This is a genomic window from Hydrogenophaga sp. (genome assembly GCF_026125825.1).
GTDB lineage: Bacteria > Pseudomonadota > Gammaproteobacteria > Burkholderiales > Burkholderiaceae_C > Hydrogenophaga.
The window spans coordinates 41,361-60,566 of record NZ_JAHCKK010000002.1; the positions used below are offsets into that span (position 1 = coordinate 41,361).

Genomic DNA, 19,206 nt, shown 5'->3' on the forward strand with positions numbered 1-19,206 from the left:
CTCTCCAGAAAAGGTTCCCTCATGTCTTACAAGCGCATCCTGGTTCCCTTCGACGGCAGCCAGACCTCCAACAAGGCGCTCGTCGCCGCACTCGACATGGCCCGTGAACACGGCGGCCGCGTGCGGGTCTTGCACGCCATCGACGAACTCGCGTTCGCCAGCGGCTACGAGTACTCCGGCGAACTGGTGCGAATCGCGCGCGAGCAGGGGCAGAAGATCCTGGACGATGCGCTTGCCATGGCCAAGTCCGCCGGTGTCGAAGCCGACACCCATCTGCTGAGCGCGCCGGGCAAACGCCTGGGCGACGCCGTGGCGCAGGAAGCCTCCGCGTGGCAGGCGGACCTGATCGTCGTCGGCACGCACGGCCGGCGCGGCCTGAGCCGCGTGCTGCTCGGCAGCGGCGCAGAAAGCGTCATCCGCCTGTCCACCCTCCCCGTCCTGGTGATCCGGGGCGAGGACGATGGCCTGGGCGGCTGACGCGATGGCCTGAGGCAGGCCGCTGCCGGCGTGCTCAGGCCACCTGCACCTCGATGCGCCGCGCCTGCGCGTGCTCCGCCTTGGGAATGCGCAGTTTCAGCACACCCTGCGCCAGCTCGGCCGTCACCTTCTCGGTGTCGAGCTCCTTGCTCAGCGTGAACACGCGCTTGAACCGGGCCAGGCCCACCTCGGTGTGGTGCGAGGCGAGGTCCTGCGGCACCGCAAGATCGGCTTGCGCCTCGATGGTCAGGGTGTCCGATTCGATGTTCAGGTTCAGGTTCTCCCGGCTCACACCGGGCAGGTCGGCGTAGAGGGTGATGCCGTGGACATCCTCGATCACGTCCACCGGCGGCGTCAGTGCCGCGTCGCTGTAGCGCGAACGCTCGCTCGGGCCGGCCTCGTTGCGCACCGCCGTGCGGGTGGTCTGGACTTCGTTGCTCATGGTCGTGCTCCTTTCGTGCTGCGCGTGCTTCAATGGATCTCGATGCGCCGGGGCTGGGCCGAAGCGCGGCGCTGCACGGTGATGCGCAGCACGCCATCGCTCAGCCTGGCCTCGACCTGCTCGGGGTCGGCATCTTCCGGCAGCGTGATCACCCGGCGAAAGCGGCCTTCGAACCGCTCGTTGATGTGCACGGCGGCCTTGGTGTCCGGTGCGGGCAGCGAGCTCTTGCGCTCGCCCGCCACGCTGAGCAGGCCGCGCTCGAGCTGGACCTCCAGCGAGCCCGGGTCGACGCCGGGGGCAAAGGCATAGATCTCAATGGTCTTGGGCGTGCCGCCCACATTCAGGGCGGGAAAGCCGTTGCGGGCGAACCCGCGGATGGTGGGAGACAGATCGAAGGCCTGCTGCATCTCGCGTTGCAGGCGATCCATCTCGGCGAACACATCGCGCGGGAACAGGGATCGGTACATGGCGAAACCTCCATTCAAGGGTTGAACAGAGCGCTGGAGGCGTCTCCAGCGCTTCCGGCTGGTCAATTAGGGGCGGGGCCAGAGAGTTTCAAGAGGGCCTCGCCGCCCCACCCGGCGGGTGCGCCAGCCGTCAGGCGCCCTTCGCCGGGCGCTTCAAGGCCTTGCTCGCGGCCTCCTTGGCCGCCCTGGCCGCCTCCCGCGTGGCGGTCTCGGCCTTCTCGAAGGCCTCGCGCGCCGCGGCCGCGGCCTTTTCCGCCTCTTCCTTGCTGCGCTGAACGTCGGCTTTCGCGGTCTCCTTGGCGCGGTTCAAGGCCTCCTGCGTGGCGCTGGCGGCCTGGTCGACCGCCTGTTGCGCCCGCGCGATGTCCTCGCGCGCCACGCCCCGCGCGGCGTCGGCCTCCACCTTCCAGCGCCGGGCCGCCTCGCGCGCCGCCTCATCGGCCTTGTGGGCCAGGCGCACGATCAACTGCGCCGTGCGTTGAGACCAGTCGCCGATGGCCGCCTTGCTGCGCGCGGCCGCGGCCTTGGCGTGTTCCGCCATCTTCTGGGCGGCGGCGTCGGCCTGGCGAAGCCTGCCGGCATCCACCGGTTTTTCTGCCTCGGCTTGCGCGGCGCCCGCCGCCGGCGCCGCCGATGGCGGGGAGCCGGTTCCGGAGGCCGCCTGAGCCGCACCGGCCAAGAGGAGGACGCTGCATGCGATCAGTGAAGTGCTGGCTTTCATCGTGGATTCTCCGCATCAAAAGAAACCAAGATAGGCACAAGCGCCGCACGGGCCATTGACAACGGTCAATGCCGCCGCGCCTGCGCCCACGGCTTGATGCTTGTCAAGACGCGACCAGCCCGCGCCGACTACGGTTGGCGCTATCCCATGGAGACCTTCTTGCAAACCAGCTTGGCCGATCCGCGTGCGCTTCGAGACCCGGCCCGCCGTTCCATCGCCCGGTGGCTGGCGCTGGCGACGGCGTTCGGCATCCTGGCCGGTGCCGCAACCGCCCGGGCCGACGAGCCGGGCGATGCCGCGCCGGCCCTGTCGGTCGGCTTCACGCCCAACTACCGCGCGATCATGAAACACGCGGGGCCGGCGGTGGTGGGCATTTTGGTGGACGGCATGAAGACACCTTCCCTGCTCGACGGGCCCGCCGACGCCCGACTGCCCTCGCTGCCCTTCAAGGGCCCCTTGCCTTTCCACGGACAAGGCTCGGGTTTCATCATCGGCGCCGACGGGCTGGTGCTCACGAGCGCGCATGTCATCACCGGCGCGCGGCGGGTCACCGTGCGCCTGAGCGATCGCCGGGAGTTCCGCGCCACCGTGCTGGGCAGCGATCCCCTGACGGATGTCGCGGTCTTGCGCATCGCGGCCCGCGGCCTGCCGGTCATCGAGCCCGGGCATGTGGAGCAGCTGCAGGTCGGCGACGCGGTGGTGGCCATCGGTGCGCCGTTCGGCCTGGAGCAAAGCCTGTCGCACGGCGTCGTCAGTGCCATGGGGCGCTCCATCGCCGGGGTCACGGCCGTGCCCCACATCCAGACCGATGCCCCGGTCAATCCCGGCCACTCGGGCGGCCCGCTGCTCGACGCCCAGGCGGCGGTGGTCGGCATGAACGCCACGATCTACTCCATCTCCGGGGGCTCGCAGGGCCTGTCGTTCGCCGTGCCCATCGACGTGGTGCTGCGGGTCAAGGACAAGATCCTCGCCCACGGGCGCGTGCCGCATGCCTACCTGGGTGCCACGGTCCAGAATCTGGATCGGCCGCTGGCGACCGTCTTTGGACAGGACCGGCCGCAAGGCGCGCTCGTCGCTGGCGTCGCCGTGGGCAGCGCCGCCGCGCAGGCAGGCCTGAAGGCCGGCGACATCATCACCACCTACAACGGCAAGCCCCTGGAGCGCACCGGCGACCTGATCGGGCACCTCAGCATGGCATCGCCCGGGGAACAGGTCCGCCTGGGGCTGTGGCGCGCGCGCGCCGCGCGCGAGCTGCTGGTGCGCCTGGACGAGGCCACGGACGCCGACGACCAGCGCGACGCGGACACCCAGCAGCCGCAAGACATGGGCTGGCGGCTGCGAGCACTGTCCAGCCAGGAGCGCCACCTGCTGGGCGTCTCCAGCGGCGTCTGGGTGGATGAGGTCAGCGGTTTCAGCGAGCAGGCCGGCCTGCTCGCGGGCGATGTCCTCCTGGCCATCAACCTCAAGCCCGTTCTGAGCGCCGATGACGCCCAGCGTGCCGTGCTGCAGCGGCCGATGCAACTGGCCCTGCTGATCGATCGCGATGGCGTTCGCATGTTCATTCCGATGTGGATCGAATGAGCAGGGCCCAGCCCCCGTGTCTCCTTGACGCTTGTCAAGGTGCGGCGGCGGCACCAGGTCCAACATGGAAGGCAGATGCCACGCCAGCCCCTGCCCTTGCGAGGGAGCGGTGACCGCATCACAGGAGGCAAACACCATGGACCACACCGCCCGTCCGGGCGCACGGCTGACACCCGCGCCCGCCTTTCAAGACCGGTTTCCCACCGCCTACACCATCCTCTTCGGACTCATCGTGGTGATGGCGGCGCTCACCTGGGTCCTGCCTGCAGGCCAGTACGAACGCGTTGCCAACCAGGCCCTGGGCAAGGATGCGCCCGTGCCGGGCACCTACAAGGTGGTGGAAGCCGCGCACCAGGGCGTTCTCGATGTGCTGATGGCGCCGATTTCGGGCTTCTACAACCAGGCCTCGGGCATGGCCAATGCCATCGACGTCTCGCTCTTCGTGCTGATCATCGGCGGCTTCCTGGGCGTGGTGAATGCCACCGGGGCCATCAACACCGGCATCGAGCGCGTGATGCTGCGCCTCAAAGGCCGCGAAAAATGGATGATCCCGGTCTTGATGCTGCTCTTTGCCGCCGGGGGCACGACCTACGGCATGGCGGAGGAGACGCTGGCGTTCTACGTGCTGCTGCTGCCGCTGATGATCGCGGTGGGCTACGACGCGCTCACCGGCGTGGCCGTGATCATGGTGGGTGCGGGCGTCGGGGTGCTGGGTTCCACCATCAACCCCTTTTCCACCGCCATCGCGTCCAACGCGGCGGGCATTCCGTTCACACAGGGCATGGCCCTGCGGCTGGCCATCCTCGCCCTGGGCTGGCTGATCTGCGTGGCCTACGTGATGCGGTACGCCGAGCGCGTGCGCAAGGACCCCGCCACCTCCCTGGTGGCCGAACTCAAGGCCTCCAACGAAGCCCACTTCCTGCGCCATCGGGACGACCACCGCGACGCGGTGCTCAGCAAGCGGCAACAGCTCATCCTGATCATGTTCGGCGCCACCTTCATCGCCATGGTCTGGGGCGTGGCGCTGCGCGGCTGGTGGATGGCCGAAATGTCGGCCCTGTTCCTGGCCTCGGCCATCGCCATCGGGCTGGTGGACTGGATGGGCGAGAAACCCTTCACCACCGCGTTCGTCGATGGATCGCGCGAACTCCTGGGCGTGGCGCTCGTCATCGGGCTGGCGCGCGGCATCGTGGTCATCATGGACCAGGGCAAGATCACCGACACCATCCTGCACGCCTTCGAGGGGTGGATTGGCGGCATGTCCGACGTGGCCTTCGTCAACGCCCTCTTCGCCACCGAAGGCCTGCTCAGCCTGCTCGTGCCGTCCACCTCGGGGCTGGCGGTGCTGAGCATGCCCATTCTGGCGCCGCTGTCGGACTTCGCCGGCGTGCCGCGCCACCTCGCCGTGACGGCCTTCCAGACCGCGATCGGCATCACCAACCTCGTCACCCCCACCTATGCCGTGGTGGTCGGCGCCCTGGCCATCGGGCGGGTGCCGTTCCAGCGCTGGGTCCGCTTCATCTGGCCGCTGATGTTGATGCTGGCACTGCTGAGCATGGCGTCGCTGAGCGCGGCGGTGCTCCTGTGACCGCGCCCCCCTCACCGCAGGCCGATGCGCCCCGGCTCGGGGTGCACTCGGAAGTCGGCAAGCTCCGGCGCGTGCTGGTCGGCTCGCCCGGCCTCGCGCACGAACGGCTCACACCGGCCAACCGCGAGGCCATGCTGTTTGACGACGTGTTCTGGGTCCAGCAGGCGCGCACCGACCATTTCGACTTCGTCTCGAAAATGCAGGATCGCGGCGTGGAGGTGCTGGAGATGGGGCAGCTGCTGGGCGAGACCCTGGCCCTGCCCGCCGCGCGGGACTGGGTGCTGCAGCGCAAGGTCACGCCCGACCACGTGGGCGTGGGCATGCTCGATGAGCTCAAGGGCTGGCTGTGGGAACTCCCACCCGAGGCATTGGCGCGTTACCTGGTCGGCGGCGTGGCGGTGCACGACCTGCCCTTCAAGCCCCACGGCATGTTCGGCCCTTACCTCGGCCCCGACGGCTTCGTCCTGCCGCCGCTGCCCAACCTCATGTTCACCCGCGACACCAGTGCCTGGATCTACGGCGGTGTGACGCTCAACCCCATGCACTGGCCGGCACGCCGGCAAGAGACCCTGCTGACCGCGGCCGTGTACCGCTTCCATCCCCTGTTCGCGCAACCGGGCGTGCGGGTGTGGTGGGGCGACCCCGACGTGGACCACGGCCCGGCCACCCTGGAGGGAGGCGACATCATGCCCATCGGCCACGGCGTGGTCCTGGTGGGCATGGGCGAGCGCAGCACGCCGCAGGCGGTGGGGCAGCTCGCGCAGGCGCTGTTCGCCGCCGGTGCCGCCTCGCGCGTGGTGGCCTGCCAGATGCCGCCTTCGCGCGCCGCCATGCACCTGGACACGGTGTTCTCGTTCTGCGACCGGGACACCGTGACCAGTTTCGTCGACGTGGCCGCGCAAATCGTCTGCCACAGCCTGCATCCTGACGGGCACGGCGGCATCGACTACCGGCGCGAGAGCCGCCCCCTGTTCGATGTGGTGGCGCAATGCCTGGGGTTGAAGCAGTTGCGCGTCATCCCGACCGGTGGCGACGGCTACGAGCAGGCGCGCGAACAGTGGGACGACGGCAACAACGTCGTGGCGCTCGAACCGGGCGTGGTGATCGGCTACGACCGCAACACCCACACCAACACCCTGTTGCGCAAGGCGGGCATCGAGGTCATCACCATCCGCGGCGGCGAGCTCGGCCGAGGCCGGGGCGGCGGGCACTGCATGACCTGCCCCGTGTGGCGCGAGGCCTGAGCGCCTCGAACCCACCCCTCCACGAAAGACAGACCATGGCCTTCAACCTTCACCAGCGCAGCTTCCTGAGCCTGCGCGACTTTTCGGCGGGCGACATCGGCTTCCTGCTCAAGCTCGCCGCCGACCTCAAGACCGCCAAGTACACCGGCACCGAGCGCCCGCTGCTGCGGGGCAAGGAGATCGCGCTGATCTTCGAAAAGGACTCCACGCGCACCCGCGTCGGCTTCGAGGTGGCGGCCCACGACCAGGGGGCGACCGTCACCTACCTCGGCCCCTCGGGCAGCCACATCGGCCACAAGGAATCGATGAAGGACACGGCGCGCGTGCTCGGGCGCGTGTACGACGCGATCGAGTACCGCGGCCATGGGCAGGCGGTGGTGGAGACCCTGGCCGCATGGGCCGGGGTGCCGGTCTACAACGGACTCACCGACCAGTTTCACCCGACGCAGATCCTGGCCGACTTCCTGACCATGCTCGAGCACGGCGAAAAGCCCTTGCGGGAGATGACCTTGTGCTTTCTGGGCGACACCGGCAACAACATGGGGGCCACGCTGCTGACCGGCGCGGCCAAGATGGGCATGGACGTGCGGCTGTGCGGGCCGCGCAGCCTGTGGCCGGATCAGGACATCGTCGACGAGGCCAAGGCCCTGGCGTCGGACAGCGGCGCGCGCGTCCTGCTCACCGAAGACGTGGCCGAGGGCGTGAAGGGTTGTGACTTCCTCTACACCGACGTCTGGGTGTCCATGGGCGAACCCGAGTCGGTCTGGGCCGAGCGCATCCGGCTGCTGCTGCCCTACCAGGTCAATGCCCAAACCCTGTCGCTCACCGGCAACCCCCGCGTGCGCTTCATGCACTGCCTGCCCGCCTTTCACAACACCGAGACCGAGGTGGGCGCGCAGATCGCCCGCCTGCACGGCATCACCGCCATGGAGGTCACCGACGAGGTGTTCGAGAGCCCGGCCTCCATCGTGTTCGACCAGGCCGAGAACCGCATGCACACGATCAAGGCGGTGCTCGTGGCCACCCTGGCAGGCTGAGATGAGCCTCGCCCTGTGCGCCATCGGCGCGGTGGAACACTGATATGGCACGGGTCGTGGTGGCGCTGGGCGGCAACGCCCTGCTTCGGCGGGGCGAGCCGGTCCGCGCGTCGACGCAGCGGGAGAACATCCGCCGCGCCGCCCATTCGCTGGCGCAGCTCATGGCGCAGGGGCACCAGCTCGTCATCACGCACGGCAACGGGCCCCAGGTGGGTCTGCTCGCGCTGCAGGGGGAGGCGGCGGGAAAGGCGGCGTTCCCGCTGGATGTGCTGGGCGCGGAAACCGAGGGAATGATCGGCTACGTGCTGCAGCGGGAACTCGACAACGCCCATGCCGGGCCGGCGCGCTTTGCCACCTTGCTGACCCAGGTCGAGGTGGACCCCGGCGATACCGCCTTTCGCTCGCCGAGCAAGCCCGTGGGGCCTGTCTACACCGAGGCCGAGGCGGGCCAGCTGGCCGCGCAGCGCGGCTGGAGCGTCGCGCGCGACGGCAGCGCCTGGCGCCGCGTCGTGGCATCGCCCAGGCCCGTGCGCATCCTGGAGATCGAGGTCATCCGCCTGCTGGTCGAGCAGGCCGTCACCGTGATCTGCACGGGCGGTGGCGGCATTCCGGTGGCGCGGCGCGCGGACGGCACCTACGTCGGTGTGGAGGCCGTGATCGACAAGGACCACGCCAGCGGCCTGCTGGCCGCCGAGCTGAACGCCGACGCCCTGCTCATGCTCACCGACGTGCCGGCGGTGTACACCGGCTGGGGAACGCCGGCGCAACGCGCGCTGGGCGAGGTGACCACGCGGGATCTCGCCGCCATGGCCTTCGCGGCGGGCTCCATGGGCCCCAAGGTGCAGGCCGCTTGCGATTTCGTCAACCGCACCGGTGGCCTGGCAGGCATCGGTGCCCTGGAGGACGCCTGCGCCATCCTGGCGCACCGGTCCGGCACGCGGGTGGTGCCAGCCCCCGCGACCTGATACATGAGCTTCCTGTCGCGCGGCCTTGCCTCTGCCGAGGCCTCCCGTGCCACGCTGGAGGCACTGCTGGCCCAGGCGGACGTGGACGCGGCGCGCGGGCTCTCTGCGGCCGAAGCCGCAAGGCGGCGCCAACGGCAGGGGCCCAATGCCTTCGATGTGGCGCCGCCGCGCGCGAGGTGGCGCGAGCTGCTCGACCAGCTCAGGGACCCGCTGGTCTACCTGCTCCTGGCGGCGGCAGGCGTCTCCACCGCCGCCTGGTGGGTGCAAGCCCGGGGCGGCTGGCCCATCGACGGGCTGGTGATCCTTGCCATCGTGGCGCTCAACGCGGTGCTGGGTTTCTGGCAGGAAGCCCGGTCCCAGCGGGCGGCGGCGGCGCTGGCGCGGCTGGCGTCGGCCACCTCCGGCGTCTGGCGCGACGGCCACGCCCAGCGCATTCCCAGCAGCGAGCTCGTGGTCGGCGACATCCTGCTGCTTGGCGAAGGCGACCGCGTGGGAGCGGACGCCCGGTTGATCGACGCGCACGCCTTGCTGGTGCAGCAGTCGTCCCTCACCGGGGAAAGCGAGGCCGTTGCCAAGCAGGCCTCGGATCTTGCGCAGGCCATGCCTTTGGCGGAGCGCCACAACATGGTGTTCCGCGGCACGGAGGTGCGCCAGGGCAACGGCCGCGCACTGGTCACGGCCATCGGCATGCAGACGGAAATGGGCCAGATCGCCCACTTGCTGGCCGAGACCCCCGCCGAGGCGACGCCACTGCAGAAGGAAGTGCGCCACATCGGACAGGTGCTGGGTGCGGCCGTGCTGGTCATCGCCGCCATCGTGATCCTGACGCAGCTCTGGCGCGCCGACATCCATGCCTGGACCGACGCGGTCCCGGTGCTGATGATGGGCGTCTCCCTGGCCGTGGCCGCCATACCGGAAGGGCTGCCGGCCATTCTCTCCCTGGTGCTGGCCCTGGGGGTGCAGCGCATGGCGGGCCACAAGGCCATCGTCAAGAAGCTGTCCTCGGTCGAAACGCTCGGGTCCGCCTCGGTGATCTGCACCGACAAGACGGGCACGCTCACGCGGGCCGAAATGACCATCCAGCAGGTGGCCACGGCATCGGGCCGCAGCACGGCCGACGGCGTGGGTTACTCGCCCCAGGGCCGGATGCACCACCACGGCCAGGCGCTGCAACCCGGCGCGCTGCACAGCGAGGTGGTCGCCGTGCTCAGCGGGGGCGGCCTGGCGGGCAATGCGGCCCTGCGGCAAGACGCCGATGGCCACTGGCTGATCCAGGGCGCCCCCACCGAGGCCGCCTTCCTGGTGGCCGAGCGCAAGCTGGGCAGCCACGAGCGGCGCGCGGCGCGTTTCGAGCGCATCGCCGAGGTGCCCTTCACCTCGGAGCGGAAAAGGATGTCGGTGGTCGCGCTCGATCATGAGCATGCCGATGAGCGGGTGCTGATCTGCAAGGGCGCTCCCGACGTGCTGCTCCAGCGGTGCACGCGCCTGCGGGTGGGCATGGACGCCCGGCCCCTGGAGCCGCAGACGAAGGCGCGGGTGCTGGCCGAGGTGGAGCAACTCTCGGACGCGGCCCTGCGCACCCTCTCGGTGGCCTACCGGGCGCTCGACCCTGGCGAGGACGCGCAGGCCGGCGAGGCGCTGGAACACGACCTCGTCTTCCTGGGCACGGTGGGCATCATCGATCCGCCGCGCACGGAGGTGGCGCCAGCCATCCAGGCGGCACAGGCGGCCGGCATCCGCATCATCATGATCACGGGCGACCACCCGCGCACCGCCGACCGCATCGCCGAGGACCTGGGCATCATCCAGGCCGGCGCCACCGCCCTCACCGGCACCGACATCGATCGGCTCGACGACGCGGCGCTCGGAGAAGCCGTGCGCTCGGTGAGCGTGTTCGCGCGGGTCGCGCCCGCGCACAAGCTGCGGATCGTGGACGCGCTGCAGGCACAGGGGCATGTGGTGGCCATGACGGGTGACGGCGTCAACGATGCACCGGCCCTGCAATCGGCCGACATCGGCGTGGCCATGGGGATCACGGGCACGGAGGTCACCAAAGAGGCCAGCAAGATGATCCTGGCCGACGACAACTTCGCCACCCTCGTTGCGGCGGTGCGCGAGGGCCGCGGCATCCTGGACAACATCCGCAAGTTTCTGCGCTACCTGCTGTCGTCCAACCTGGGCGAGGTGCTCACCGTGTTCCTGGGCATCGTTCTGGCGCGCTCGCTCGGGCTGGTGGACGCCGCAGGCGGGGTCGCGCTCCCGCTGCTGGCCACCCAGATCCTGTGGATCAACCTGATCACCGACACCGGCCCCGCACTGGCCATGGGGGTCGATCCGCACGCCGGCGACGTCATGGCGCGGCAGCCCCGCCAGCCGGGCGAGCGGGTGATCGACGCCTCCATGTGGTTCACCGTGGGCCTCACAGGCCTCACCATGGCGATCGCCACCCTGCTCACGCTCGACCTTCTGCTCCCCGGCGGCCTGTTCCAAGGCGGCCACGGCCTGGACGTCGCCCGCACGGGGGCCTTCACCGTGCTGGTGCTGGCCCAGCTTTTCAACGCATTCAGTGCGCGATCGGACACCGCCAGCGCCTTCATCGGCCTTTTCGACAACCGTTGGCTCTGGGCGGCGGTGCTGCTCGGCGCGCTGCTGCAGGTCATGGTGGTGCAATGGCGCGCGCTGAACCCGGCCTTCGGCACGGCCCCGCTGTCGGCCGGGCAATGGCTGCTGTGCATCGGCATGGCCAGCAGCGTGTGGTGGGTGAGCGAGCTGCACAAGGCCTGCCGGCGCTGGCGCATCGGCCATCGCTTGCGCAAAGTCAAGGCGGACGGCCACCGCCTGGCCTAGATTGGCGATGCCCTTGAAGGAGAAGGCCGGCATGAACAAGAACGTATTGGTGGTCGTCTATTCGTACACCGGCACCTCGCTGGGCGTGGCCAGGCTGATGTGCGGGCAGCAGAACTGGACCCTGGGCACGGTGGTCGAGACCCGGCCCCGCCGCGGCGCCTGGGGCACCTGGCGCTGCGTGCTCGACTCGCTGCTGCACCGCCATCCCCCCATCCGGTACGAGGGCCCGGCACCCGGCGACTTCGGCACGGTGGTCCTGGTCTCGCCCATCTGGGCGTTGCAGCTGGCCGGGCCCATGCGCAGCTTCGTTGTCCGGGAACGGGCGCGGTTGCCCGATGTCGCGGTGGTCTCGGTCATGGGCAGCCGTGGCGCGGCCAACGCGGTGGCCGAAATCGCCGACCTGCTGGGCCGCACCCCGCTGATGGCCACGGCCGTCACCGCGCGGGAAGCGGAAGACGGCAGTTGCGCGGCCCGGCTGCAGGCCTTTGGCACGGCCGTGCAAAGCTCGCAGACATCGCAGGCGGTGGTCCGCCCGACCACCCTGTCCACCGAAGCCTCCTGATTCAGCGCGGTGCCGCGGCCGCGCGCCAGCGGCGCACGAGGGCATCGACGTCCACCGCCTGGTCCGTGGGCACCGCCATCGCCAGCGCCTGCTCGTCCGCTTCCAGGGGCTGCTGGCTCGCGAGCTGGCGCTCCAGCACGGCCACGTCCGCCTCCGAGGCGTCGGTGCCGGTGGCGGCGCGGGCCGCCACGCGCTGGCGCAAGGTCGCCGCGCTGGCGGTGCAGTCCAGAATCGAGAAAGGCACCCGCAGTTCGGCCGCCAAGGCCTGGAACCGGCGCCGCTCATGCACGCGCAGAAAGGCCGCATCCACGATCACCGGGTAGCCCGCCCGCAGCGCCTCGCCGGCCCGCTGGCGCAGGCTGTCAAAGGTGTCTTGCGTGGCCTGCTCGGTGTAGATGTCGATCCCCATCGCCGAGGAGCGCTCCAGCGGTCCCAGTCCGAACAGGCGCTTTCGCTCCACGTCCGACCGGATCCGGATGGCGCCTGCGGCGCGCAGCAGTTGCGCCGCCAGCGTGGATTTCCCCGAACCCGACAAACCATGCGTGATCAGCAGCCGGGCGGTGCCCGGCGTCGGGCTGGCCCACTGCGCCGCGCACGCCAGGTAATCGGGCGCGGGCCCGCGCTGCGGCACCGACCCGCTCAGGTCGGCGGTCATGGCGCGGACCAGCGCCCGGTAGACCTCGTAGAACGGCAGCACCCGCAAGCCGGCGTGGTCCCCGCTGCACTGCAGCCAGGCATCGAGAAAGCGGCATGCCAGGTCCGCGCGGCCGTGGGCCTTGAGGTCCATGGTGAGAAAGGCCACGTCGCTCATCACATCGATCCAGCGCAGCCCGGGGTCGAACTCGATGCAGTCGAAGGGCATCAGCTCGCCATCGATCAGGGCGACGTTGCCCATGTGCAGATCGCCATGGCATTCGCGGATCGAGCCGCCGCGCTGGCGTTCGGCCCACGCGGGCAGCAAGGCGCTTGCCTGCGCCTGCAGCCAGGCCCGAAGCGCCGCAAGGCGCGGATCGCCGGGCGGGGTCTGCAGCGAGGCCAGCACATCCGCCGCCGAGCGGACGACGCGCTGAGGACTGCCCCAGCCGGCCGACGGCGCCACCGGCGCGGCCGCGTGCAGGCCGGCCAGCCGCCGGGCCAGCCCGTCGAGCCAGTGGGGCTCGAGCCCGCCCGAGACCAGCAGGTTGCGCAGCAGCGACGACTGGGGAAAGCGGCGCATCCGGACCACATGGTCGATGGCTTGCGCGCCGTTGCCCCCGTCAAGCCGGGGGGTCTTGCGCGAGCCGCGCACCGGCACGACGTCCAGATAGATGCTCGGCGCGAAACGCCGGTTCAGGCGCAACTCTTCCTCGCAGAAGTGCTTTCTCGCCTGGGCGCTGCTGAAGTCCGCGAACGGCAGGCGCACCGGCTTCTTGAGTTTGTAGGCGTACACCGGTGTCAGAAGAACCCACGAGAGGTGCGTCTCGATCAGTTCGACCGACTGCCCCGTCTCGCGAATCAACACCTTGCGAAGCGCTGCGATCAATTGGGTGTCCATGGCATAGGTGCCATGATGGGCGCTTGAACCCGCGTGCGCTTGACGGAGATCAATCCCGCCGCGCAGCCGCCCGCGCCAGCGTGATCGACTGCTCGAATTGACTTGCGTCAAGCCCCCACCGGGGACCATCGATCACCATGCGCCTATTTCAGGGAGGCCCCGTGACGATTCGCTACCTTGATCGCCTGCTGTCACCGTCCTCCGTCGCCGTGGTGGGCGCCTCCGTGCGGCCCGGCAGCGTGGGCGCGACCGTGTGGCGAAACCTGCGCAGCGGGCCGTTCACCGGGGCGGTGTACGGCGTCAATCCCCGCCACGCCGAACTCGATGGCGTGCCCATCTTCCCCTCGGTGGACCGCTTGCCCGCCGCGCCGGACCTGGCCGTGATCTGCACCCCGGCGCCCACGGTGGCGGCGCTGGTGGCGCAACTCGGCCAGCTGGGCACCCGCGCGGCGGTGATCATCACCGCGGGACTGAGCGCGCAAGACAAGCGCGCGGCATTGAACGCCGCGCGCCCGTTCACGCTGCGCCTGCTGGGCCCCAATTGCCTGGGCCTGCTGAGTCCCCACATCGGCCTCAATGCGAGCTTTGCCCACACCGACGCGCTGGCGGGCGATGTGGCGTTCGTCTCGCAATCGGGCGCGCTGGTCACCGCCGTGCTGGACTGGACGCGCAGCCACGGCGTGGGGCTGTCGCACCTGATCTCGCTGGGCGACCATGCCGATGTCGACTTCGGCGATCTGCTGGACCACCTCGCCAACGACGCCCGCACGCGGTCGATCCTGCTCTATGTGGAGTCGATCGAGTCGCCGAGGAAATTCATGTCCGCCGCGCGCGCGGCGGCGCGCAACAAGCCGGTGATCGTGGTCAAGGCCGGGCGGGCGGGCAACGGGGTGAAGGCGGCGGCCTCCCACACCGGCGCGCTGGCCGGCTCGGACAAGGTGTACGACGCGGCCATCCGCCGCGCCGGCATGCTGCGCGTCGATACGCTGCAGGAGCTGTTCATCGCGGCGGAAACCCTGTCGCGGTTTCGGGGCAAGCCGAACGCCACGCTCACCATCATGACCAATGGCGGTGGCGCGGGCGTCATGGCCGCTGACGCGGCCGCCCACCAGGGCGTCGTGCTCAGCGAACCCGGCGCGGCCCTGATGGCGCGGCTCGATGCCGTGCTGCCTGCCCATTGGTCGCATGCCAATCCGATCGACATCATCGGCGATGCGCCGATCGAGCGCTACACGCAGACCCTCTCCACCCTGCTGGCCGACGAGTCGGCCGGCGCCGTGCTGTTCATGCATGCGCCCACCGCCATCGTGCGCAGCGAAGACATCGCGCGCGCCTGCCTGCCGCTGGTGCGCGCGAACACCGATCGGGTGATGAGCGCCTGGCTCGGCGGGGATTCGGTGGCACAGGCCCGCCGGCATTTCGAAGAGGCGGGCGTGGCCGACTACGCCACCCCCGAAGAAGCGGTGCGTGCCTTCGCGATGTTGCAGACCTACCGGCAGAACCAGGCCACGCTGATGGAGATGCCGGGCGCAGGGCCCAGCGTCAACCCCGACGTCGCCGCCGTGCGCGCCACCTTCGACGCGGCCACCGCCCAGGGGCGCGAGTGGCTGGGCGAGCGGGAAGCGCGCGGGCTGCTGGCGGCCTATGGCATCGCCACCGTCCCCTCGGTGGCGGTGGCCGCCACGCCGCAGGCGGCGGTGGAGGCCGCGCGCAGCCTGGGGTATCCGGTGACGCTCAAGATCCTGTCGCCCGACATCACCCACAAGTCGGATGTCGGCGGGGTGCGGCTCGGACTGGACAGCGACACGGCCCTGGCCGGCGCGGTCAACGCGATGCTGCAGTCGGTGCGTGCCGCGCGCCCGCAAGCGCGCATCGAAGGGTTCACGGTCCAGCCGATGGTGCGGCGCCCGCACGCCCAGGAGCTGATCGTCGGCGCCAGCGTGGACCCGGTGTTCGGCCCCGTGGTGCTCTTCGGGCAGGGCGGCACGGCGGTCGAGGTGATCGACGACACGGCCATGGCCCTGCCGCCGCTGAACCGGGCGCTGGCGCGCGATCTGGTGTCGCGCACCCGCGTGGCCAGGCTGCTGGCGGGCTTTCGCGATCACCCGCCCGCGCACCTCGACGCGCTTTGCGACGTGCTGGTGGCGGTCGCGCGCATGCAGGCCGACCTGCCCGCGCTGGCCGAGCTGGACATCAACCCCTTGTGGCTCGACGAAAGCGGCGCCCTGGCGCTCGATGCGCGGGTGCGCGTGGGCGCCACGCCTGGGGCGGGCGCCGCGCGGTTTGCCATCCTGCCCTACCCGTCGCAATGGGTGCGCGAATGCCGCTGGGACGGACAACCCCTGGTGGTGCGGCCCATCCGCCCCGAAGACGAGTTGCAGCATCGGCGCTTTCTCGAGTCCCTGGACCCGCAGGACGTGCGCCTGCGCATCTTCTACTCCCGCCACGACCTGCCGCGCAGCGAGCTCGCGCGCCTGACGCAGATCGACTACGACCGCGAGATGGCGTTCGTGGCCGAGGCGCGCGACGAGCATGGCACGCCGCAGACGCTGGGGGTGGCGCGCGCCCTGAGCGATCCGGACGGCGTGGAGGCGGAGTTCGCCATCATCGTGCGCTCCGACCTCAAAGGCCGGGGCCTGGGCACCCTGCTCTTGCAGCGCCTCATCGAACACGCCCGGGAGCGGGGCACCCGCCGCCTGGTGGGCCTGGTGCTGCGCGAGAACACCCGCATGCTGCGCCTTGCGCGCGCCCTGGGCCTGCAAGCCGATCCGGATGGCTCGCCCGACCCGGACGTCGTGCGCGTGGTGCTGGAGACCCACGCCTGCCCCACCGCGGCGCCCTCGCCCAGCGGGTGACGCCGCCCGGGGCTCGCCATCGCAAGCCACGCGAAAGCTGTCCGTGCTACCCTCTCGGAGCCCTTCAGGTACCCCCGGGGGGTTTGGCGAGTTTTTTGCGTGCCCCTGCATGAAATCAGCCCCTCATATTGCGGTCCTCGACGACGAAGTCGACATCACCCAGCTCCTGGCCAACTACCTGCCGGCCCACGGCTTTCGTGTGTCCCAGGTTCACGATGGGGATGCGCTGATCGAGCTGATGGAGCGCGATCCCGCCGATCTCGTGCTGCTGGACCTGGGCCTGCCCGGCGATGACGGGTTCTCCATCGCGCGCCGCCTTCGCGGCCGCTGGCAGACGGGCGTGATCATCGTCACCGGCCGCGGCGACGCGGTGGACAAGGTCGTGGGCCTGGAGGTGGGTGCGGACGACTACGTGACCAAGCCGTTTGACCTGCGCGAGCTGGTGGCCCGCATCAAGGCCGTGCTGCGACGGCTGTTCGCTCAGCCCGTCGCGCCTGCCGCCACGGCCCCGCTGCAATTCGCGGGCTGGCGCCTGGACTTGCAGGCCCGCAGCCTGCGCAGCCCGCAGGGCACCGAGGTGGCGCTCACCGGCGGCGAGTTCGACCTGCTCAGCACCTTTGCCCAGCATCCGGGGCGCGTGCTCTCGCGCGACTTCCTGCTCGAACACACCCGGGGCCGCGAGGCGGCGCCGTTCGATCGCACCATCGACGTGCAGGTCGGGCGGTTGCGACGGAAGCTGCAGGCGCAGCCGGGCGAGGCCGAAATCATCAAGTCCGTGCGCGGTGCCGGGTACATCCTGGTGCCCGCCGTGGCCCATGGCTGACGCCGGCGCGCAACCGCCCCTGCCCGGCGACGGCGCGGACGACGTTTTCCGCACGATCTTCCTGGCTTACCCGGACGCCCTGCTGGTGGTGGACAGCGCGGGCCTGATCGCGATGGCCAACGCCGCGGCCACCGCGCTGCTGGGCTACAGCGTCGAGGAACTGGTGGGCCTGCCGGTGGAGGCGCTCGTGCCCCAGCAGGTGCGCTCCCGCCACGCCTCCTACCGCGAGGTCTACGGGCAGGCTCCCACGCCACGGCCGATGGGCCGGCGCATGGACCTCACGGCCCAGCGCAAGGACGGCAGCGAGGTCATGGTGGAGATTGCGCTGAGCCCGCTGCAAAGCCACGGCCATCCGTTCGTCGTGGCGGCGATCCGCGACATCGGGGCCTACCCCCGCGTGCAGCAGGCCTTGCAGCGCGCCCGGTACAGCGAGCACCTCGCCCAGGTCGGGCGCCTGGCCGTGGACACGCGAGACCTGCCGGTGATGCTGGAGCACGTTCCCGGCATCATCACCACCGCGCTGCAGATCGACGTGGCCGCGGTCTGGCTGCTCGACGCCAGGCGGCAGGCGTTCATGCTGGTCGGGGGCGTCGGCCTGCTGCCGGGCGAGCACATCGGCACCCGCATGGACAACGCCCCGCACACGCCGCTGGGTTACACGGCCACCAGCGCCGAGCCGGTGGTGGTGTCGGACTACCGCCATGAGAACCGCTTTGCCGTGCCGCCCCTGTACCTCGAGTGCGGGTTGGTGAGCGCGATGGCGGTGCCTCTGTCCGACCGCGGGCGCGTGATCGGCATGCTGTCCGCCCGCTCCCGGGAGGTGGATCGCTTTGGCGTCGAGGAAATGCGGTTCCTGGAATCGCTCTCCAGCCTGCTGGCCACCAGCCTGCAGCGCGTGCAGTCGGAAGAAGCGCTCAGCCACTCGCAGCGCATGGAGAGCGTGGGGCAGCTCACGGGCGGCATCGCGCACGATTTCAACAACCTGCTCACCGTCATCCAGGGCAATCTGCAGGTGCTGGAGGAGTCGCCGGCGCTGGCCGGCGACGGCCATGCCCAGCAGCTCGTCGCCGCGGCCACCCGGGCCACCCGCCGGGGCGCCGAGCTCACCGGCAAGCTGCTGGCGTTCTCGCGCCGGCAGGTGCTGCAACCCAGCACCATCGACCCCCACACCCTGCTGCAGTCGCTCACGGGCATGCTGTTGCGCACCTTCGACCAGCGCATCCGCATCGAGGTCGATGCCGCGCCGGGTGTCCCCTGCGTGCTGGCGGACCCCGTCCAGCTGGAGTCCGCCCTGCTCAACATCGCCCTCAATGCGCGCGATGCCATGCCCGATGGAGGCACGCTGCGCTTTCACCTCGAGACCTGCGACGCCTTGCCGGTGACGCTCCGGGGCGAGCACCCCACGACCTCCCGGGGCAGCTATGTGGCGATCGCGCTCTCGGACACGGGCACCGGCATGGCCGAGAGCGTCAAGGAGCGGGCCTTCGAGCCCTTCTTCACCACCAAGGAGGCCGGCCGGGGCACGGGGCTGGGCCTGAGCACCGTCTATGGCTTCGTCCATCAGTCGCGCGGCGCGATCACGATCGACAGCAGCCCGGGCCACGGCACCACCGTCACGATCTACCTGCCGGCGATGCGCGCGGCCCTGGCCGCCGCCAGCGAGGACGAGGTGGTCCAAACCCTGCCCGCCGGGCTTCGGGTGATGCTGGTGGAAGACGATGCCGAAGTGCGCAAGGTCGTTCAGGCGTTTCTGGAAAGCCTGCACTGCGAGGTGGTCGCCGCCGCGACCGCGCGCCAGGCGCTGGCGATCATGAGCGCGCAGCAGCAGCCCTTTGGCTTGCTGCTGAGCGACATCGCCCTGGGCGCCGGCATGCGCGGCACGCGCCTGGCCGCCGAGGCGCAACAGCGGTTTCCCGGGCTGGCCGTGCTGCTGATGTCGGGGTTTCCCGTGAACCCGGCGCCGGACCACGACGGTGACCCTCTGCGCTGGGAAGTGCTGCGCAAGCCCTACTCCAAGGCCGAACTGGCCCGCGCCATGGCGCGGGCGCTCGCCAGCACCTGAG

General features: G+C 70.5%; 15 protein-coding genes. 11 read left to right on the plus strand and 4 right to left on the minus strand.

Annotation, left to right across the window (positions count from 1 at the left end):
• The first annotated feature begins 21 nt into the window (after window positions 1-21).
• Window positions 22-477 carry a universal stress protein gene (locus tag KIT86_RS01430; protein ID WP_297394278.1) on the plus strand — a complete coding sequence of 152 codons (456 nt, stop codon included), beginning with the start codon at window positions 22-24 and terminating at the stop codon, window positions 475-477.
• A gap of 34 nt (window positions 478-511) precedes the next feature.
• Here KIT86_RS01430 and KIT86_RS01435 read toward each other — a convergent pair whose 3' ends face one another.
• The 3 genes from KIT86_RS01435 to KIT86_RS01445 all read right to left on the minus strand — a co-directional run bounded on the left by KIT86_RS01435 (window position 512) and on the right by KIT86_RS01445 (window position 2,107).
• Window positions 512-919: an Hsp20/alpha crystallin family protein gene (locus KIT86_RS01435; protein ID WP_297394280.1), complete on the minus strand. Its 408-nt coding sequence runs from the start codon at window positions 917-919 to the stop codon at window positions 512-514.
• A gap of 29 nt (window positions 920-948) precedes the next feature.
• On the minus strand, window positions 949-1,386 hold the full coding sequence (locus KIT86_RS01440) for an Hsp20/alpha crystallin family protein (protein WP_297394282.1): 438 nt from the start codon (window positions 1,384-1,386) through the stop codon (window positions 949-951).
• Window positions 1,387-1,516: 130 nt separating this feature from the next.
• Window positions 1,517-2,107, minus strand: coding sequence for a hypothetical protein (locus tag KIT86_RS01445; protein WP_297394283.1), 591 nt, complete (start codon window positions 2,105-2,107; stop codon window positions 1,517-1,519).
• Between the two features lie 159 nt (window positions 2,108-2,266).
• On the opposite strand from KIT86_RS01445, the gene KIT86_RS01450 reads away from it, so the two are divergent.
• The 7 genes from KIT86_RS01450 (at window position 2,267) to KIT86_RS01480 (ending at window position 11,931) form a co-directional block, all read left to right on the plus strand.
• Window positions 2,267-3,688 (plus strand): trypsin-like peptidase domain-containing protein, encoded by a 1,422-nt coding sequence (locus KIT86_RS01450; RefSeq protein ID WP_297394285.1) that lies wholly within the window; start codon window positions 2,267-2,269, stop codon window positions 3,686-3,688.
• A gap of 136 nt (window positions 3,689-3,824) precedes the next feature.
• On the plus strand, window positions 3,825-5,276 hold the full coding sequence (locus KIT86_RS01455; protein WP_297394287.1) for a YfcC family protein: 1,452 nt from the start codon (window positions 3,825-3,827) through the stop codon (window positions 5,274-5,276).
• Window positions 5,273-6,520, plus strand: coding sequence for an arginine deiminase (locus KIT86_RS01460; RefSeq protein WP_297394288.1), 1,248 nt, complete (start codon window positions 5,273-5,275; stop codon window positions 6,518-6,520). The genes KIT86_RS01455 and KIT86_RS01460 overlap by 4 nt, the downstream gene beginning before the upstream one ends.
• A 35-nt stretch (window positions 6,521-6,555) precedes the next feature.
• Window positions 6,556-7,557, plus strand: coding sequence for an ornithine carbamoyltransferase (argF, locus tag KIT86_RS01465; protein ID WP_297394290.1), 1,002 nt, complete (start codon window positions 6,556-6,558; stop codon window positions 7,555-7,557).
• Window positions 7,558-7,601: 44 nt separating this feature from the next.
• A complete protein-coding gene (gene arcC / locus KIT86_RS01470) occupies window positions 7,602-8,522 on the plus strand; it encodes a carbamate kinase (protein ID WP_297394292.1) in 921 nt (306 codons plus the stop codon).
• A gap of 3 nt (window positions 8,523-8,525) precedes the next feature.
• The gene (locus KIT86_RS01475; RefSeq protein ID WP_297394294.1) at window positions 8,526-11,369 is read left to right on the plus strand and encodes a cation-translocating P-type ATPase; all 2,844 of its coding nucleotides are present in this window, start codon (window positions 8,526-8,528) and stop codon (window positions 11,367-11,369) included.
• Between the two features lie 31 nt (window positions 11,370-11,400).
• Window positions 11,401-11,931 carry a flavodoxin gene (locus KIT86_RS01480; RefSeq protein WP_297394296.1) on the plus strand — a complete coding sequence of 177 codons (531 nt, stop codon included), beginning with the start codon at window positions 11,401-11,403 and terminating at the stop codon, window positions 11,929-11,931.
• 1 nt (window position 11,932) lies between these two features.
• Here KIT86_RS01480 and KIT86_RS01485 read toward each other — a convergent pair whose 3' ends face one another.
• Window positions 11,933-13,465, minus strand: a complete 1,533-nt coding sequence (locus KIT86_RS01485) for a bifunctional aminoglycoside phosphotransferase/ATP-binding protein (RefSeq protein ID WP_297394298.1) — start codon at window positions 13,463-13,465, stop codon at window positions 11,933-11,935.
• A 161-nt stretch (window positions 13,466-13,626) separates the two neighbouring features.
• Between KIT86_RS01485 and KIT86_RS01490 the strand changes: the two genes are divergently transcribed.
• The 3 genes from KIT86_RS01490 (at window position 13,627) to KIT86_RS01500 (ending at window position 19,205) form a co-directional block, all read left to right on the plus strand.
• Window positions 13,627-16,320, plus strand: coding sequence for a bifunctional acetate--CoA ligase family protein/GNAT family N-acetyltransferase (locus KIT86_RS01490; RefSeq protein WP_297394300.1), 2,694 nt, complete (start codon window positions 13,627-13,629; stop codon window positions 16,318-16,320).
• Between the two features lie 109 nt (window positions 16,321-16,429).
• Window positions 16,430-17,143, plus strand: coding sequence for a response regulator transcription factor (locus KIT86_RS01495; RefSeq protein ID WP_297394302.1), 714 nt, complete (start codon window positions 16,430-16,432; stop codon window positions 17,141-17,143).
• The gene (locus KIT86_RS01500; protein WP_297394304.1) at window positions 17,136-19,205 is read left to right on the plus strand and encodes a PAS domain S-box protein; all 2,070 of its coding nucleotides are present in this window, start codon (window positions 17,136-17,138) and stop codon (window positions 19,203-19,205) included. The genes KIT86_RS01495 and KIT86_RS01500 overlap by 8 nt, the downstream gene beginning before the upstream one ends.
• Window position 19,206 lies beyond the last annotated feature (1 nt).

Bases quoted from the DNA above. Each gene is read 5' to 3' on its own strand.
- KIT86_RS01500 (WP_297394304.1), top strand. From the start codon at position 17,136: ATGGCTGACGCCGGCGCGCAACCGCCCCTGCCCGGCGACGGCGCGGAC.
- KIT86_RS01495 (WP_297394302.1), top strand. From the start codon at position 16,430: ATGAAATCAGCCCCTCATATTGCGGTCCTCGACGACGAAGTCGACATC.
- KIT86_RS01440 (WP_297394282.1), bottom strand. From the start codon at position 1,386: ATGTACCGATCCCTGTTCCCGCGCGATGTGTTCGCCGAGATGGATCGC.
- arcC (WP_297394292.1), top strand. From the start codon at position 7,602: ATGGCACGGGTCGTGGTGGCGCTGGGCGGCAACGCCCTGCTTCGGCGG.
- KIT86_RS01455 (WP_297394287.1), top strand. From the start codon at position 3,825: ATGGACCACACCGCCCGTCCGGGCGCACGGCTGACACCCGCGCCCGCC.
- KIT86_RS01475 (WP_297394294.1), top strand. From the start codon at position 8,526: ATGAGCTTCCTGTCGCGCGGCCTTGCCTCTGCCGAGGCCTCCCGTGCC.
- KIT86_RS01430 (WP_297394278.1), top strand. From the start codon at position 22: ATGTCTTACAAGCGCATCCTGGTTCCCTTCGACGGCAGCCAGACCTCC.
- KIT86_RS01445 (WP_297394283.1), bottom strand. From the start codon at position 2,107: ATGAAAGCCAGCACTTCACTGATCGCATGCAGCGTCCTCCTCTTGGCC.
- KIT86_RS01480 (WP_297394296.1), top strand. From the start codon at position 11,401: ATGAACAAGAACGTATTGGTGGTCGTCTATTCGTACACCGGCACCTCG.
- argF (WP_297394290.1), top strand. From the start codon at position 6,556: ATGGCCTTCAACCTTCACCAGCGCAGCTTCCTGAGCCTGCGCGACTTT.
- KIT86_RS01435 (WP_297394280.1), bottom strand. From the start codon at position 919: ATGAGCAACGAAGTCCAGACCACCCGCACGGCGGTGCGCAACGAGGCC.
- KIT86_RS01485 (WP_297394298.1), bottom strand. From the start codon at position 13,465: ATGGACACCCAATTGATCGCAGCGCTTCGCAAGGTGTTGATTCGCGAG.